The following is a 15,972-nucleotide window of genomic DNA, read 5'->3' as shown; positions in this document are numbered from 1 at the left end:
TTTAGTGGCGTCTCATTGGCCTCGTCCCACATTAGAATGACTCTAGCACGTACCTCAGGCTCGTCCCGGGCGGGGGGCGATACTTTGCCGGGCTCTCCGATGTCGTTCTCGCCTCGCGGCTTCGCCGCATCCGACGCAATCCCCAGTCGCTGAGGGAGTGTCGCCCATGCCTCGGAAGCGGCGGCCCCGCCGCCTTATCAATCGCTACGCCCAGAGACGGCTCTACGACGTCGAGACCCGGACCTATGTCAGCGTCGAGCAGTTGCGGGAACTGCGCGTCGAGGGCTTCGAGGTGGTGATCCGCGAGGTCGAGACCGGGCGCTACGTCAGCGACGAGATTCTTCCCTCGGGCTTCGACGCATGAGCCCTGTTCTCACATCCGCGGCCTCCGTCCCGCCCGGTCGGCCGCCCTCCTGTCCATGTCGCTGAATGCCGAGTCGTCCGCGCGCCATGCCGAGACCGCGGAGTCGACCGACAACGACCGCCCGGAGCGCGATGCCGCTCCACCGCCGTCTCCGGTCGTGCGGCGAAGCTGGGCGCCGGGGACGCTCCTCACCCTGGTCGTGCTGGCCGCCGCGGCGGCCCTCGCGGGCTGGAGCTATCGTGGACCGGTCCTCGACGCGCTCGGTCTCGCTCCGCTCCCGGCGGCCTCCGATGCGAAGGCGGACAAGCCCGACGACGCCCCGGCGAATGCCGATCTCGTCACCCTCGACGAGGCCGGCCAGAAACGGATTGGCCTCTCCTTCGGTCAAGCTAAGACCCGCCGCATCATGCTGCCGGTGCGTGCCCCCGGCACCGTCGCCTTCGATGAGCGGCGGGTCACGCATCTCAAGCCGCGCACGCAGGGGCGGGTTCTGAGCCTCGCGGTCCAGCCCGGCGACAGGGTCGCGGCCGGCCAGACCCTCGCGACCCTCGACGCCGGCGGCATCCTCGACGCCCGCAACGGGCTGCAGGCTGCGCAGGCCGCGCTAGGGGAGGCACAGGCCTCCGAAGCGGTGGCCGCGCTGCAGGTGAAGCGCGGACTGGAGCAGCTGAAGTTCGGCGGCGTCGCCCAGGCCGAGGTCGAGCGGCGTCAGGTCGATCTCGCCAAAGCGCAAGCGGCCGTGAAGTCGGCGCAGGCGAATGCCGACCTCTACCGGGCCCAGTACCAGCGCCTCGCCCCGGCCGAAGGCGCCGCGCCCGGCACCAGCGCCGTGATCACGCCGATCAGCGGCGTGGTGACGAGCGTCGGCATCACGCTGGGCGAAGTGGTCGACACCGGGCGGGACGCCTTCACGGTGGCCGATCCTGCCCGCGTCGTCGTGCTGGCACACCTTTACGGGGCTGACATTGCCCGGGTTAAGGCGGGCGACACGGCCTCGGTGGAGAGCCCGATGCCCGGTCATCCGGCCTTCGAGGGCCATGTCCGCTCGGTCAACGCGGCCCTCGATCCGGCGACGAATACCGCCCCCGCGCGGATCGAGCTCGACAACCCGCAGGATCTGCTGCGCGCCAACCAGTTCGTCTCCGTCACGGTCACCGCCGATCTCGGCCGCGACGGTGCGACCATCCCGGCGGCCGCCGTGCAGCAGACGGAAGGCGGCCCGATCGCCTTCGTGCGCAAGGCCCCCGATCAGTTCGAGCGGCGCTCCCTGACGCTCGGCATCCAGCGCTCGGATTGGGTGGAAGTGCGCCACGGGGTGGCGGCGGGCGAGACGGTCGCGACTGCGGGCAGCTTCGACCTCAAAGCCATTCTGCTGCGCGGCCTCCTCGGCTCGACGGATTGAGGGGCGGCGATGAGGAGCTGGTTCGCCCTGCTGGTCCGCCGCCGGTTCCTGGTTCTGATGATCGCCCTCGCGGCGGCGGCCGGCGGGGTCGCCAATCTCGACGGGCTCTCCATCGACGCGGTGCCGGACATCTCGCCGAAGCAGGTGATGGTTCTCACCCTTTCGCCGGGTCTCGGCCCCCTGGAGGTCGAGCGGCTCGTCACATTCCCGGTCGAGAGCGCCATGGCCGGCGCTCCGGGGCTCTCCAGCGTCCGCTCGACCTCGCGGGCCGGGGTCTCGGCGGTCTACGTCACCTTCGACGAATCCGTCCCGGTCACGGCGGCGCGGGCGGAGGTGTTCCAGCGCCTGCCCCAGGCCAAGAGCCTGATGCCGGCGGGAGTCGGCGACCCGCAGATGGGCCCGATGGCGACCGGCCTCGGCGAGATTTACCAGTTCGAGTTGCGCGGACCGGCCTACACGCCGATGCAGCTGAAGCGCATCCTGCAATGGACCATCGCGCCGAAGCTGAAGCTGACCCCCGGGATCGCCGATGTGAACATCTACGGCGGCCAGATGCCGACCGACGAGGTCCGCGTCTCGGCGGAAGCGCTGCGCCGCTACGGTGTGACCCTGGCCCAGGTCTACACGGCGCTCGCCGAGAACAACGCCGCCCGCGGCGGCGCCTACATCGAGCATAACGATCAGCAGGAGACGATCCGCGGCCTCGGCCTCGCCAAGGGCCCGGAGGACATCGCCAACATCGTCGTGGCGACGAGGCCCGGCGGCGTGCCCGTCACGCTCGGGACGCTGGGCACGGTGCAGGAGGCTCCTAAGGTCAGGCTCGGCGCCGTCACCCACGATGCGCAGGGTGAGACGGTCGTCGGCATCGCGCTCATGCGCTACGGCGGAAATGCCAGCGCGGTTGTCGAGGAGGTGAAGAAGACGGTCGCGGATCTGCGCAAGCAGCTTCCGCAGGGAGTCGAGATCGTCCCCTATTACGACCGCAGCGCCCTCGTGGACCGCACGATCCACACGGTGGAGCACAATCTCCTCGAAGGGGCGGTGCTGGTGATCGTGGTCCTGCTCCTGCTGCTCGGCAACCTGCGCGCCGGGCTGATCGTCGCCGCCGCGATCCCGCTCTCGATGCTGATGGCCTTCGCCGGGATGCGGCTGCTCGGCCTGTCGGGCAACCTGATGAGCCTCGGGGCGATCGATTTCGGGCTGATCGTCGACGGCGCCGTGGTGATGATCGAGAACGTGCTCCGTGCCCGGGGCGAGCACCCGGACCGCCCGGCCCACGACCTCATCCGCGACGCCGCCGCCGAGGTGGCCCGCCCGGTGATCTTCGCGGTGGCGATCATCATCATCGTCTACGTGCCGATTCTCGCCCTCGAGGGCGTCGCGGGCAAGATGTTCGCTCCGATGGCGCTCACGGTGATCCTGGCGCTCGGCTCCTCGCTGATCGTCACCCTGACCCTGATGCCGGCGCTCGCGGCGATCTTCCTCTCCGGACGCGGGATCGGCGAGCGCGAGACGCGCCTCGTCCACGCCGTGCGCGGCGCCTACACGCCCGTGCTGCGCTGGGCCGAACGGCACGTGCTCGTGACCGTGATCACGGTGCTCACCCTGTTCGCCGGCTCCTGCGTGGTGGCCACGCGGCTCGGGGGCGAATTCCTGCCGAAGCTGTCGGAAGGCTCGATCGTCATCACATCGGAGAAGTTGCCCGGCATCTCGCTGGACGCCTCACTCGCCACGGTGACCCGGATCGAGCGGGTGCTGAAATCCTTCCCCGAGGTGAAGCGGATCGTCTCCCTCACCGGCAGCGCCGAGATCCCGACCGATCCGATGGGCGTCGAATCGACCGACAGCTTCATAACCCTCGCCGATCCCTCCACCTGGACGACCGCCGACAGCCAGGAGGGTCTCGTCGCGGCCTTCGACAAGCGCCTCCGGGAGGACGTGCCGGGCGTCTCCTACAGCTTCTCGCAGCCGATCCAGATGCGGATGGACGACCTGCTGGAGGGCGTGCGCGGCGACGTCGCGATCAGCCTCTACGGTGACGACCTCAAGGTCCTGAGAGACACGGCCGATTCCATCGTGCGGGTGGTGTCGGGACTCCAGGGTGCGGCCGACGTGAAGGCCGAGGCGCAGGCCGGGATGCCGGCCCTCTCGATCCAGGTCGACCGCGCGCGGGCCGCGCGCTACGGGATCAACGTCTCGGACGTGCTCGACGTGGTCGAGAGCATCGGCGGACGCAACGCCGGGATGGTCTACGGCGACGACAACGCCATCACGGATATCGTCGTCCGGCTCGATCCGGCGGACCGCAGCGACATCGAGCGCATCCGCGCCCTGCCGGTGGGCCGGCCGGGAAAGGAGAACGGCTCTTCGATGACGGTGCCGCTCGCGATGGTGGCCTCGGTGGACGTCACCTCCGGCCCGGCACAGATCAGCCGGGAACGGCTGCAGCGGCGGATCTCGATCCAGGCCAACGTCCGGGGCCGGGACGTGCAGAGCTTCGTCGATGCCGCGCAGAAGGCCGTGTCCGACCAAGTGAAACTGCCGCCGCGCTATGCGCTGCAATGGAGCGGCCAATACCAGAACCTGCAGGAGGCGACGGCGCGCCTCTCGGTTGTGGTGCCTGCAGCCCTGGCGGGGATCCTCGTCCTCCTCGTCGTGATGTTCGGCGACATCCGGCTCGCCGGCCTGATCTTCCTCAACGTGCCGATGGCGGCCACGGGCGGTATCCTGGCGCTGGCCCTGCGGGCCATGCCGTTCTCGATCTCGGCGGCGATCGGCTTCATCGCGACCTTCGGCATCGCGATCCTGAACGGTGTGGTGCTGACGAGCTACATCCGCGACCTCGAAGGCTCCGGCCTCGACCCGAGAGAGGCCGCGACCCGTGCGGCGGAGATGCGCCTGCGTCCGGTGATGATGACCGCACTCGTCGCGGCGCTGGGCTTCCTGCCGATGGCCCTCTCGACCAGCGCGGGGGCCGAGGTGCAGCGCCCGCTGGCCACCGTGGTGATCGGCGGGCTGATCTCCGCGACGCTCCTGACCCTCGTGGTCCTGCCGGCGGTCTACCCGGTGGTCGCGGCGTTGCGTCTGCCCTTCGGTGGTTCGCGAGGCGGCGCAGTGCAGGAGCGACGGCCTTCGCCGCGCCACCAGCATGCGCGGGAAGGTGCCGATGGATGAGCGCGGTCAAGGCCGGGTTCGCTCCGGGCCGGGACGGCCAACCCATCTCGCGACGAGGCCCGCTTGAGCCACTCCCAGGGAAAGCGCACCTTCACCCGCCCGAACTCGCCGCGGTGGGTCTCCTCGCCCGGCGGATCCGTCACGATCGCCATCTGCAGGCCCTCGACCCTGGGCTTGGCCCCCGCGACCGGACGGTCGTACGTGTCGTGCCGGATCACCGGGACGGTCGTCGTCAGGTTCGCCCCCCGCATCGCCCGCACCCGCACCCGGCTGGGCGGCGCGCGCGCCGTGAACCGCCCGGCATGCGGGCCCTTGACCGTCCCTTTGGAAACGGTTGTTCGCGCTTGGCCGACGATGAGCCGGCCGTCAGTCGAACCGCAGAGAAGCGCGCGAACTCATGACGGATCGCACGGTTGAGGCACGGCATCGTGAGCCCGCCGAGCAGGCGTGTTCCACGCGGCTGCCGTCCTCGTCCCTCACGGCCTCCGGCACGACGCCGTGCTGAGTCAAACGCCACCCTGGAGATACTGACGACCATGCGCCCCGTCCACGCCGAAAGGCATCTCATCGACCGTATCGGCTGGCTGCGCGCCGCCGTGCTCGGCGCCAACGACGGCCTCGTTTCCACCGCAAGCCTGATCGTGGGCGTCGCCGCCTCCGCCGCCAACACGGGCGAGATCCTGGTCGCGGGCAGCGCCGGCCTCGTGGCGGGCGCGATGTCGATGGCGGCGGGCGAGTACGTCTCCGTGAGCTCCCAGGCTGACACCGAGCAGGCCGACCTCGCTCGCGAGCGTCGCGAACTGACCGACGACCCGGCGGCGGAGCGGGAGGAACTGGCCCGGATCTACGTTGACCGCGGTCTCGACCATGCGCTGGCGCTTCAGGTCGCCGAGCAACTCATGGCGAAAGACGCGCTGGGCGCCCACGCCCGCGACGAGCTCGGCATCTCGGAGGTCACCACGGCGCGCCCGGTCCAGGCCGCGCTGACCTCGGCGGCGACGTTCTCGGCCGGTGCAGCCCTGCCGCTGACGGCCGCGGCGCTCTCGCCTGGCAGTCTCGCGGTCTACACGGTGTCCGGGGCCTCGTTGGTGTTCCTAGCGGTGCTCGGGGCGCTCGGCGCCAAGGCGGGCGGCGCCCCCGTCGCGCGGGCCACGGCGCGCGTGACGTTCTGGGGCGTGCTGGCCATGGCCGTGACGGCCGGTATCGGAAGCTTGGTCGGCAGGGCCGTCTGATTGCTACCTCGGGCCGCGGCAAGGCCGCTTTGGCACCGCAGGATCCCGGAGCCTGAGTTCTGCGTCACGCCTGAGACGTGGATGGCTGATAAAATCAACTGAAATCCATTTCATCCTGCCTTGCCGGTTCTCTTCATAAGTATCGTCAAGCACTTCGTCGCTCATGCCGGAGATGTGATTGATCGGGCTGCTTCGAACCGGAACGGCTCGCCGACGCGTGGTGTTTCCGGCGGCGCTCATGTCCGGGACCCTTGCGGGGTGGCGGGCCGCGCAGTGGAGAAAGGATCCCGTCGATGGACAAGACAGTCGCTGGCCTGATCGGAGCGGTCACGCTCCTGGCCGCTGCCGACCCGGCGCAGGCCGCCATGCCCGCCCCGACCGGACTGAGGGAGGCCATGCAGGTCGAGAGTTACGGAGACCTGCTCAAGCCCATCCCGGATGCGGTAGCGCTCCTGAGGGAGTCCGACGAGGCGGCCGCGAAGGCCGAACTCCTACCGGCCGCCTCCGACGGCGAGGCTACCGTTCAGCAGGCTCAATACTACTATCACCACCATCACCATCACCACCGGTTCTTCCGGCCGTTTTATCATCACCATCACCATCATCACCACCGGTACTACCGGCGGTACCACCACCATCACCATCATCACCACGGGTACTTCGTGCCCTACGGCTACTGAGCACGCCGCGTCGGGGCGGGACAGGGCTCCCGTCGCGACGCGTCTCAGCGGGAGCTCTTCGCGGCGCCCAGAATTCGCCTGTAGGTGCCGTCGAAAACCGTATTGGTCGCTGAGGTCCATTGGGTATCGGCCGACAGAGTCTGGCGGCTCGCGTAGATGCGCCGCGACTGCAGCTCGCGCTCGGCCGCCTCCGCCTCGGACATCCGCACGAGTTCGAAATCAGCCTCGGCCGGAACGATGCTCACCTGCATGAATGGCTCGTCCTTGCGGAAGACGTGGGTCTGGCCCTCGTCGGGAGCCTTGAACACCATGAAGTACATCATCGGCCACCAGTGCCTCAGGAGGGCCGGAACCGCGACCGGCACGGTTCCCGTCCGGTCGGTGTAGAAGCGCGGATGCGTCTCGGTCTTGATCGCCCAGCCTTCCTCAACCTTGAGGTCTATGAGGATCTGGTAGGTGTAGTAGGCGTCGCCGAAGCTCCGGAACGGCGGCCACTGCAGGCCTGGCTCGGGCGACTCGCCGAAATCGCCCTCGAAGGCCAGCTTGCCGTCCCGCGTGCTGACCCGCAGCTCGGCTTCGTAGGGGTAGAACAGCTCGATCCCGCCCTTGGCCGCCTCCGAGAAGGGAATGCAGTGCCAGGCATATTCCTGTGAGCCATCTGCCCGGGGTTCGGCCTTGCCGGCCCAGCCGGGAATCTCGAGACGCGTGCGCCGGGGTCGCAACCCAGGCTCGATCAGCCTGAACTTCACCTGTCGCATGCCTGGCCGTTCCCGCGCTGTCCCGACGGAGGTGACGTGTTGCCCGAGGCGTGCCCCGCCCCGACGGCGAGGCGGGGGCCGCCCTGACCCGCTGGCGCGGTTACTTGGCCTTGTCGGCGATGCCCTTCAGGCCCGCGTCGTAGACGCCCGCGATCGCCTCCTGGGCCTTGTCGTCCGGCGCACCCTTGGCCTTGAAGGTGCCGGTCCAGGTGACCTTCGATCCGCTGCCGTCCTTCTCCACCCTGATGGTCGACTTGTAGTCCTGCACCGGCAGCGGGCCCGAGAGGATCGTGTAGGTGTAGTCCATCTTCTTGTCGTTGCGGGACTGCTCCTCCTCCACGATGGTCCCGCCGCCCTTCAGGGACAGGGTGCGCTCCTCCTTGCCGCCCTTCTTCGAGAGCACGCACTTCTCGATGACGGGGTGCCAATCGCCGATGCCGCAGAACCCGCCGATGGTTTTCCAGACGGTGTCCGGTGAGGCCGCGACGGTCGCGGTCTTCGTGACTTCCAGGGCGAGGGCCGGCGTGGCGAGCACGGAGGCAAGAGCCACGACAGGCACGATAGTCTTCAGCATCTGGCGTTTCCTCAAAGATGTCGTCGTTCGCCCCTTCGCGGGGATTCCGCCAAGGTAGCGCGCGGCATCGGGCCGAACATTCCCACCCACGGATCGGTGAACGAGGGCCTTCGCGGGACGGCCAGGCCCCTGGGACCCGGTGGCGTGAGCTCACGCCCGAACTCGTCTTCGGCGAAATCTCCGATGGCAGGGGTTGAAGCGGGGACCGACATGAGGCGTCGGGCACCCGGTCCACGTTCATCGGCACATCTTCGAAATGACCAAGGTCGGGCATCAGCCCATGCCGGGGCTGCCGAAGGACACGACCAGCCTGCCGCGCTTCTCGAAATCAAAGTTCGATCTCGTGGCGGAAGGGGTTCGCGGGTCTGATCCGATATGCCTGATCCCGATTACCGCCGCAGGCCCGACCGCGGCCAATATCCGGGGCGGCCCATGGCCGACGCTACTCGCGCAGGGGCTCCGGCTTCTGGCCATCCGGCAGGATGTCCTTGAGGTGGTCGTGCACCATTTCGGCCGTGAACGGCTTGCCGATGAAGCGGGCCCCGTCCGGCATGTCTCCGGGTCCCGGATGCACTTGGCCCGAGGCGACGACGATGGCGATGTGGGGCCACTGCCGGGCCGTCTCGCGAGCCAGGGCGAAGCCGTCACGGGATCCCGGCATCTGTACGTCGGTGAAGAGCAGGACGATCGAGGCATGCTCGCGGTCGAGCAACGCCATCGCCCTATCGCCATCGCAGGCCTCAAAGGTGCGGAACCCGGCGTCCCCCAGGATGTCCATCGCATCCATGCGGATGAGGCCGTCGTCGTCCACGACGAGGGCGCAAGGCGCTGAGGCATCGGCTGGATCGGTCATCGACACTCAAGTCCGAAACCAGACGAAAGGGTCCAGACGCGCGTTTCGGATGGCTACCGACCACGCGCGCGGTCTGGGCCGGATGCGGCCCGCCGCAGATCGCCCATGACATCCGTGCGAGGCCTTGGAACGAGGTGCCGCAGCAGCACGTTTGAGGGCGAATCCTAGTCCTGGAGAGACGCTATGCGCGCAGTGACAATCGCTTCCGTTCTGGCCTTCACGGCCTTCGCCGGCCTCGGTCAGGCCGAGGCCAAGGGCTGCCTCAAAGGTGCCGTCGTCGGCGGCCTCGCCGGCCACATGGTCGGGCACGGCGTGGCAGGGGCGGCGGCGGGTTGTGCCATCGGCCACCATCGTGCGAACCGCACCACCACGACGAATACGGTTCCGACCTCCGCAGGATCGGCGACCACGACCACCCCGTCACGCTCCTACTGAACGTCGCGCCCCGTCCAGCGGGACAGTCATCGCACGGGGAGGAAGGGCCTCGGCCCACCGCCGGGACCCTTTCGCCTCGTGGACCCATGACCGCAGCAAGGACGCCCCCGCCCTCTCGGCGAACGTTGCCCGCAGCGGGTCACATACCCGGTCGACGCAGGCCGAACGCGCCATGAACGAGCCGCCTCGGCGGTCCGCAGAGATCGCTGTGGTTCCGGCACCTAACCCTTCAGACAAGTGCTCATGAAAGCCTTGCGCTCGGCACCTTTCAAACTCTTGGCCGAGGCATCCGCGTTGCAACTTTTCATCTTGGCCTGCTGCGGGGTCAGGTCCTTGGCCGGCGCGGCGGTTTTCCCGGCGAGGCAGTCCGCCATGAAGTCTTTGCGTGCGGCGCCGGTCAGCTTTTGTGTACCAGCATCCACGTTGCAGGATTTCATCCGATCCCGCTGCGCCGTCTGAGCTGCCGAGGGTGCGGGGCTCTGCGCCGCGACGGGAAGCGTGCAGGCAAGGACGAGAGCCGAGGCAAAAGCGAGCGTACGCACGGCGAAAGGCCTCCATTGATGGAGGCGGACCGTAGCCGATTGCGACAGCGCAAGTCAGGATTGAAGCTGATGCTATCCCATCAATTTGCGGCGAGGGCCGTCCTATCCGGCCACCCATCGCGACGGGCTCCGGCACGAGAACAGCGACTCGGAAACCCCCTCTAGGCGCTCATGAAGCGGCGTTCGGATGTGCGTCCTTTCCGACTCTGACCGGCCTTGCGCAAGATTTTGAAAGCGGACGTGTCCTGCACCGTCACACCTTCATCCCAGCCGCAGTCTTGCGCTGGACATGACGACAGGTTTTCGAAGCGCTCGGTATCGGCTCGCGGAGATTGGGTGGTGTCTCTGCAGGCTGCCATCAACCTGTCCTAAGGATAGGCATGGCGCCGTGTGCGCTCGAACCTGTCGGCGCAGGGCTTATCGAAGAGCGCGCACGGAGGCTGAGCGCCCAAAGGTTCGGCCAGCATGGGTTGTCCGCCGATGTCGCCCAGCGCGTGACGCTGAGAATATTGCGATCGCGGATCGAAGTAGGGGTCCGACGTGTAGCTGCTCATGAACGCGCCTCCGGCAGCCATCTCGCTTTCGGACCACGCTGGCGCCATGAAACCGTACAAGGCAGCGAGAATAAGAACGATAAGCTTCTTCTGATGCGACATCGATTTGTCCCGAGCAGACCAAGTCTGAGAGGGCTTCCGGTGTTTGAGCGATGTGTCTCGGAGGCATCGCTGATCGGCGTCACTGGGTGAGGCCGCATCAATCAGCGGTCGTTGGACCGCGTAAGCTGATGCCGAGGCGGACGCCGAGCCATTGTAAAGGCGTCCGCTCCAGCGCGATCGAGAGAGATCGATACTCTGTTCTCTTCATACTCGTTGTGTTGACGCGACGAAAATCGGGACCCGATCGATCGACGGAGAGTTCCCGCCAGCTGTCTTTTCCGATCGATGAAATGCAAGTAAATACGATGCCAAAATCTCAAGGCGTATTTTATTTATAAAATTTATTTTTATTGCTGAACGTCATGGTCTGCGGACGACCTGAGTGTCGATGATGCACTCTCGGATCAGCGTGCAGTTTTTGAAATTTCGAACACGTCATTTTTCGAAAATAAAAATTGCTTCAAGATGTAAGTCCGAATTCATTCGAAGCACTATCGAGGTTGATTTATATCGTCGTGAAGCCGGGCATAAGCCTCGCTCATCCTCCACACCGCGAGCCTCTTTCTGCCATCTTAGACCGAGGCCGGAGACGGGGCCCGGAGATCCGCAGAACAGGGGCGAAGAGTGCGATTGGCCGCATGGATCTTGTTCGGTTTGCCCTGAAGTTCCGCAAGAGCTTTTATGTTCTTGCCGTCGTCATGTTCCTCGCAGGCATCGGCTCGATCGCGGTGGCACCGAAGGACGTGCTGCCGTCCGTGGACATACCGGTCGTCGTGGTGGTCTGGACCTATAACGGTCTTGACGCCACCGATATGGTCCAACGCATCACGAACTACAGCGAATTTTCGCTGTCGAGCAACGTGAACAACATCCGGCGGATCGAGTCGACGTCGATCCAGGGGACCGTGACCGAGAGGATCTACTTCGATTCGGCGGTCAGCATCGATCTCGCGATGACGCAGGTCGATTCGGCAATGAACGCCATCCGCTCGCGTATGCCGCCTGGGGTGCAGCCGCCGGTGATCATGCGGTTCTCCGCGTCATCGGTGCCGGTCATCCAGATGGCCCTGTCGTCGTCCAAGCTGCCCCTCACCAAGGTCTTCGATTATGCCCAGTACCGGACCCGCCGGCGGCTCGCCGAGGTGCCGGGCTCGACCCTGCCGTCCCCGTACGGAGGCGCCCCGCGTCAGGTGATGGTCGATCTCGACCCCGCCAAGCTGCGCGCGATCGGCATGACGCCGCTCGATATCCTGAACGCGGTGCTCAAGCAGAACCTCGTCGTGCCGTCCGGGCTCGCGAAGATCGGGCGGCAGCAATACACGGTTCGGCTCAATTCGAGCCCGCTTCTCGTCGATCAGCTCAATCGCATCCCGATCAAGGTCGAGAACAATCAGCCGGTCCTTCTGCGGGACGTCGCCCAGGTGCGGGACGGTGCGCCGCCGCAGATCAACATCGTCCGCGCCGACGGTCGCCACTCCGTCCTCCTGCAGGTGCTGAAGAACGGTGCGGCCTCGACGCTGGATGTCGTGAACGCCGTCAAGGCCGCCCTGCCCGACATCCACGCGGCCGCGCCGAAGGGCATGACGATCACGCCGCTGTTCGATCAATCAGTCTTCGTCTCGGACGCCATCTCCGACGTGGTGCGAGAGGCGGTCATCGCGGCTGGCCTCACCGGCCTCGCGATCCTGCTGTTCCTGGGCTCGTGGCGCTCGACCCTCGTGGTGCTCGTCTCGATCCCGCTCTGCATCCTGACATCCCTCTCGATCCTGGTCGCCATCGGGCAGACCATCAACGTGATGACGCTGGGCGGGTTGGCGCTCGCGGTCGGTATCCTGGTGGACGACGCCACGGTGGCGATCGAGAACACCTACCGGATGTTCGAGGAGGGGTTCCCGTTTCGGCGCTCGGTGGTGGAGGGCGTCGCGGGCATCGCCAAGCCGGCGCTGATCTCGACGCTGGCGATCTGCTCGGCCTTCTCGGCGGTCTTCTTCCTCACAGACGCCCCCCGCTACCTGTTCGTCCCGCAGGCCGAGGCGGTGGTATTCGCGATGCTGACGTCCTACCTGCTGTCGCGGACGCTCGTCGCCATCCTGATCGACGTCCTCGTCGCCCCGGAATACGCCCGGCATCACGGCGGCGCGGAGCTGGCAGCCAACGGCCTCGCGCCGCAGCGACGGCGTTCGATCCTCGGCCGGCTGCTCGGCTTCGCGCGGCGCCCGCTCCTCTGGGTGTTGCGGTATCCGCTGCGCGGCGCGCTCGCCTTCCGGGCTGCTTTCGAGCGCGGCTTCACGCGGTTCCACGCGGGCTATGTCGGCCTTCTCTCCGCCGTGCTCCGGCACCCGGGCCGCGCCCTGTGCGGCGTGCTCTCCGTCTTCACGCTGACCGCGGCGATCTTCCCCTTCGTCGGGCAGGATTACTTCCCGCAGATCGAATCCAGCCAGATGACGCTGCATATCCGCACCCGGCCGGGCCAGCGGATCGAGCAGGCCGAAAAACGGTTCGCGCAGGTCGAGGACGTTGTCCGGCAGGTGGTCCCGAAGGACGAGCTCGGCCTCATCCTGGACAATATCGGCCTGCCGGCCTCGAACTATAATTTCGCGTTCATGGACGCGTCGTTCGTCGCCTACAATGACGGTCAGATGCTGATCAACCTCAAGGGCGAGCACAAGCCGATCTCGTTCTATGAGGCGCGCCTGCGCAAAGTCCTGCGCGACGCTTTCCCGGACGACGTCTTCTATTTCCAACCCTCCGACATCATCACGCAGATCCTAAACTTCGGCACGATCGCGCAGATCGACGTGCAGGTGTCCGGGCGCCACGACGCCGAGGACCTTGCCGTGGCGCGCGACCTCGTCCGCCGCATCTCTGCCGTCCGGGGCGCCGTCGACGTCCATCTGCACCAGATCGTCGACGCGCCGCAGATGTCGGTGAACGTCGACCGCAGGCTCGCCTCGGAGATGGGCGTCAGCGAACAGTCCATCGCGCAGAACATGAATGTCTCGCTGTCGGGCTCCTTCCAGGTCAGTCCGAATTTCTGGGCCGATCCGAAGTCCGGGATGCCCTATCAGCTCTGGGTCCAGACGCCGGAATGGCGCAATGCCGACATCGACCAGCTGATGAATACGCCGGTCTCGGTCCATGCGACCGGCCATGACCGGCCGGGCATTCCGATCCTCCTGTCGAACATCGCCACGATGCAGCGGCAGCCGGAGCAGACGGTGATCAATCACGTCAACCAGCAGCCGACCTTCGACATCCTCGCCAACGTCCAGAACGCCGATCTCGGCAGCGTCCGCACCGCCGTGGACGGGATCGTCGCCGACGCCCAGGCCCGGCTGCCGGCCCCGGACAAGATCCTGGTCCGCGGCCAGATCGAGAGCATGGAGAGCGCCTTCACGCGGATCGAGATCGGGCTCGGGATCGCGCTGGTGGCGGTCTACCTGCTGCTCGTCCTGAACTACCAGACCTGGGTCGATCCCTTCGTGGTCATCGCCGCGCTGCCGCTCGCCTTCTGCGGCATCGTGATGAGCCTGTTCATCACGGGCACGGCCTTCTCGATCCCGGCTCTCTTCGGGGCGATCATGTCGGTGGGCGTGGCGAGCGCGAACTCGATCCTACTCGTCACCTTCGCCAAGGAGCACCGGGAGGCCACGGGCTGCTCGGCGCGCGAGGCCGCCCTGATGGCCGGCCATACACGGCTGCGGCCGGTACTGATGACCGCCTCGGCGATGTTTCTCGGCCTGATCCCGATGGCGATCGGCTCGGGCGAAGGCGCCGAGCAGAACGCCGCCCTCGCCCGCGCGGTCATGGGCGGGATCGGCATGGGCACGCTCTCGACGCTGCTCTTCGTCCCGCTCCTCTACACCCTGCTCCGGCACAACCCGATCAAGCCCCTCGAGGATTATTGATGCGCCCAGAGTCCGACGTCCACGCGTTCGACGCCCACGTGGCCGCCGGGCGTGCGCATCGCCACGCCGTCGAGATCGATCCCCTGCGGCAGGACGGGGTCGGGGAGACGCTGGCGCATGCCGATCTGCCGCCCCCGCGCAAGCGGCCCTTCCTGGTGGCTGCCCTGGCGCTCGGAAGCGCCCTCGGCCTCGGCGGCTGGCACCACTGGCAAACCTACCAGGCCTCGCTGGTCACGCAGGCCGAGACGGCCGACTTCGTCCCGACGGTGCGAACCCTGTCGGCCACCGAAGACGATCGGCCGATGACGCTGACCCTGCCCGGCCAGACCGAGGCGTTCGACCATGCCGACATCTTCGCCCGCGCCACCGGCTACATCGCCGAGCGCCGGGTGGATATCGGCTCGCGGGTGAAAAAGGGCGATCTGCTCGTGCGCATCGCCGCCCCCGACCTCGACCAGCAGGCACGCCAGGCCGAGGCCCAGCTCGGCCAGTTCCAGGCCCAGCTCGCCGTCGCCCGCGCGGATGTCGAGCAGGCCAAAGCCAACGTCACGCTGGCCAACGCCACCGATGCCCGGACCTCGACGCTGGCCGGCCAGGGCTGGGCGTCGAAGCAGAACGCCGATCAGACCCGCGCCGGCATGCTGACGGCCACCGCGGCCCTGACCGCCGCCGACGCCAAGGTGCAGGTCGCCGAGGCGAACATCACGGCACAGCAGGCCAAAGTCGACCGGCTGCGGACGCTGACCACGTTCGAGAATGTGGTCGCGCCCTTCGACGGTGTCGTGACCGCCCGCATGGTCGATGTCGGCGATCTGGTCCACGCCGATTCCGGCGGAGGGACGCCGCTCTTCTCCATCGACAGCACGGATATCCTGCGCGTCTCGGTCCAGGTGCCGCAATCGGCGGCAGTGGGCATCCACGACGGCGTCCAGGCGCGGGTGCGCGTCGCGCAGATGCCGGATCGCGCGTTCGACGGGACGGTCTCGCGCAGTTCGGTCGCCCTGCGCTCCTCCGTCCGGACCCTCGACACCGAGGTCGACGTGAAGAACCCCGACGGGGTCCTGCGTCCCGGTCTCTACGTCGCCGTGACCTTCGCGGTGCCGCGCACGCATCCCCGCGTGACCGTGCCGTCCGAGGCGCTGATCTTCGATGCGACGGGTACGCGCGTCGCGGTCGTTCAGCCCGACGACACCGTGCAGCTCCGCTCGATCACAATCGCGCGCGATCTCGGCACCCGGCTGGAGCTGCGCTCGGGGCTGAAGAGCGGCGAAACGGTCGTCCTCAACCCACCGGCGACCCTGCAGGACGGCGCCCGGGTCGTTTCGAAGGGCGGTTCCGCCTCTGAGGCGCCAATCGCCAAGCTCTCCGAGCAGGCCAGTGCGGAGTGAGACGGA

General features: G+C 67.3%; 13 protein-coding genes. 8 read left to right on the top strand and 5 right to left on the bottom strand.

All coding sequences use genetic code 11. The features are described from left to right. The first annotated feature begins 166 nt into the window (after positions 1–166). The 5 genes from ACLBX9_RS06740 (at position 167) to ACLBX9_RS06720 (ending at position 6,852) form a co-directional block, all read left to right on the top strand. Complete coding sequence (locus tag ACLBX9_RS06740; RefSeq protein WP_447718361.1) at positions 167–364, top strand: polyhydroxyalkanoate synthesis regulator DNA-binding domain-containing protein; 198 nt, start codon at positions 167–169, stop codon at positions 362–364. Positions 365–419: 55 nt separating this feature from the next. Continuing rightward, positions 420–1,766, top strand: coding sequence for an efflux RND transporter periplasmic adaptor subunit (locus tag ACLBX9_RS06735; RefSeq protein ID WP_447718360.1), 1,347 nt, complete (start codon positions 420–422; stop codon positions 1,764–1,766). Positions 1,767–1,775: 9 nt separating this feature from the next. Further along, entirely contained in the window at positions 1,776–4,940 is a 3,165-nt protein-coding gene (locus ACLBX9_RS06730; protein WP_447718359.1) for an efflux RND transporter permease subunit, read from the top strand. A gap of 536 nt (positions 4,941–5,476) precedes the next feature. Then, positions 5,477–6,172, top strand: a complete 696-nt coding sequence (locus ACLBX9_RS06725) for a VIT1/CCC1 transporter family protein (protein WP_010684165.1) — start codon at positions 5,477–5,479, stop codon at positions 6,170–6,172. Positions 6,173–6,465: 293 nt separating this feature from the next. Beyond that, a complete protein-coding gene (locus tag ACLBX9_RS06720) occupies positions 6,466–6,852 on the top strand; it encodes a hypothetical protein (protein WP_010684164.1) in 387 nt (128 codons plus the stop codon). A 44-nt stretch (positions 6,853–6,896) separates the two neighbouring features. Here ACLBX9_RS06720 and ACLBX9_RS06715 read toward each other — a convergent pair whose 3' ends face one another. From ACLBX9_RS06715 to ACLBX9_RS06705, 3 genes are all read right to left on the bottom strand, one after another. After that, positions 6,897–7,610, bottom strand: coding sequence for a hypothetical protein (locus ACLBX9_RS06715; RefSeq protein ID WP_447718358.1), 714 nt, complete (start codon positions 7,608–7,610; stop codon positions 6,897–6,899). A gap of 100 nt (positions 7,611–7,710) precedes the next feature. Further along, a complete protein-coding gene (locus tag ACLBX9_RS06710; protein ID WP_010684162.1) occupies positions 7,711–8,184 on the bottom strand; it encodes an SRPBCC family protein in 474 nt (157 codons plus the stop codon). A gap of 442 nt (positions 8,185–8,626) precedes the next feature. Then, complete coding sequence (locus tag ACLBX9_RS06705) at positions 8,627–9,037, bottom strand: response regulator (RefSeq protein WP_447718357.1); 411 nt, start codon at positions 9,035–9,037, stop codon at positions 8,627–8,629. Positions 9,038–9,220: 183 nt separating this feature from the next. Here ACLBX9_RS06705 and ACLBX9_RS06700 point away from each other — a divergent pair, with 183 nt between their 5' ends. After that, the gene (locus tag ACLBX9_RS06700; protein WP_447718356.1) at positions 9,221–9,472 is read left to right on the top strand and encodes a hypothetical protein; all 252 of its coding nucleotides are present in this window, start codon (positions 9,221–9,223) and stop codon (positions 9,470–9,472) included. Positions 9,473–9,693: 221 nt separating this feature from the next. Here the strand turns inward: ACLBX9_RS06700 and ACLBX9_RS06695 are convergent, their stop codons facing one another. Both ACLBX9_RS06695 and ACLBX9_RS06690 read right to left on the bottom strand, forming a co-directional pair. Then, entirely contained in the window at positions 9,694–10,014 is a 321-nt protein-coding gene (locus ACLBX9_RS06695) for a PsiF family protein (protein WP_447718355.1), read from the bottom strand. Positions 10,015–10,382: 368 nt separating this feature from the next. Then, entirely contained in the window at positions 10,383–10,670 is a 288-nt protein-coding gene (locus tag ACLBX9_RS06690) for a hypothetical protein (RefSeq protein ID WP_039893307.1), read from the bottom strand. 638 nt (positions 10,671–11,308) lie between these two features. Between ACLBX9_RS06690 and ACLBX9_RS06685 the strand changes: the two genes are divergently transcribed. Both ACLBX9_RS06685 and ACLBX9_RS06680 read left to right on the top strand, forming a co-directional pair. Beyond that, positions 11,309–14,578, top strand: coding sequence for an efflux RND transporter permease subunit (locus ACLBX9_RS06685; protein ID WP_447718354.1), 3,270 nt, complete (start codon positions 11,309–11,311; stop codon positions 14,576–14,578). Next, entirely contained in the window at positions 14,578–15,966 is a 1,389-nt protein-coding gene (locus ACLBX9_RS06680) for an efflux RND transporter periplasmic adaptor subunit (protein WP_447718353.1), read from the top strand. Before ACLBX9_RS06685 ends, ACLBX9_RS06680 begins: the two co-directional genes overlap by 1 nt. Positions 15,967–15,972 lie beyond the last annotated feature (6 nt).

Source organism: Methylobacterium sp. A49B (genome assembly GCF_053346215.1).
The sequence above is the reverse complement of the archived record's forward strand: the minus strand, read 5'-3'. Positions and strand labels throughout refer to the sequence as shown.

Excerpts from the sequence above, each read along its gene's own strand:
- ACLBX9_RS06740 (WP_447718361.1), top strand. The coding sequence starts at position 167 with ATGCCTCGGAAGCGGCGGCCCCGCCGCCTTATCAATCGCTACGCCCAG.
- ACLBX9_RS06735 (WP_447718360.1), top strand. The coding sequence starts at position 420 with ATGTCGCTGAATGCCGAGTCGTCCGCGCGCCATGCCGAGACCGCGGAG.
- ACLBX9_RS06730 (WP_447718359.1), top strand. The coding sequence starts at position 1,776 with ATGAGGAGCTGGTTCGCCCTGCTGGTCCGCCGCCGGTTCCTGGTTCTG.
- ACLBX9_RS06725 (WP_010684165.1), top strand. The coding sequence starts at position 5,477 with ATGCGCCCCGTCCACGCCGAAAGGCATCTCATCGACCGTATCGGCTGG.
- ACLBX9_RS06720 (WP_010684164.1), top strand. The coding sequence starts at position 6,466 with ATGGACAAGACAGTCGCTGGCCTGATCGGAGCGGTCACGCTCCTGGCC.
- ACLBX9_RS06715 (WP_447718358.1), bottom strand. The coding sequence starts at position 7,610 with ATGCGACAGGTGAAGTTCAGGCTGATCGAGCCTGGGTTGCGACCCCGG.
- ACLBX9_RS06710 (WP_010684162.1), bottom strand. The coding sequence starts at position 8,184 with ATGCTGAAGACTATCGTGCCTGTCGTGGCTCTTGCCTCCGTGCTCGCC.
- ACLBX9_RS06705 (WP_447718357.1), bottom strand. The coding sequence starts at position 9,037 with ATGACCGATCCAGCCGATGCCTCAGCGCCTTGCGCCCTCGTCGTGGAC.
- ACLBX9_RS06700 (WP_447718356.1), top strand. The coding sequence starts at position 9,221 with ATGCGCGCAGTGACAATCGCTTCCGTTCTGGCCTTCACGGCCTTCGCC.
- ACLBX9_RS06690 (WP_039893307.1), bottom strand. The coding sequence starts at position 10,670 with ATGTCGCATCAGAAGAAGCTTATCGTTCTTATTCTCGCTGCCTTGTAC.
- ACLBX9_RS06685 (WP_447718354.1), top strand. The coding sequence starts at position 11,309 with ATGGATCTTGTTCGGTTTGCCCTGAAGTTCCGCAAGAGCTTTTATGTT.
- ACLBX9_RS06680 (WP_447718353.1), top strand. The coding sequence starts at position 14,578 with ATGCGCCCAGAGTCCGACGTCCACGCGTTCGACGCCCACGTGGCCGCC.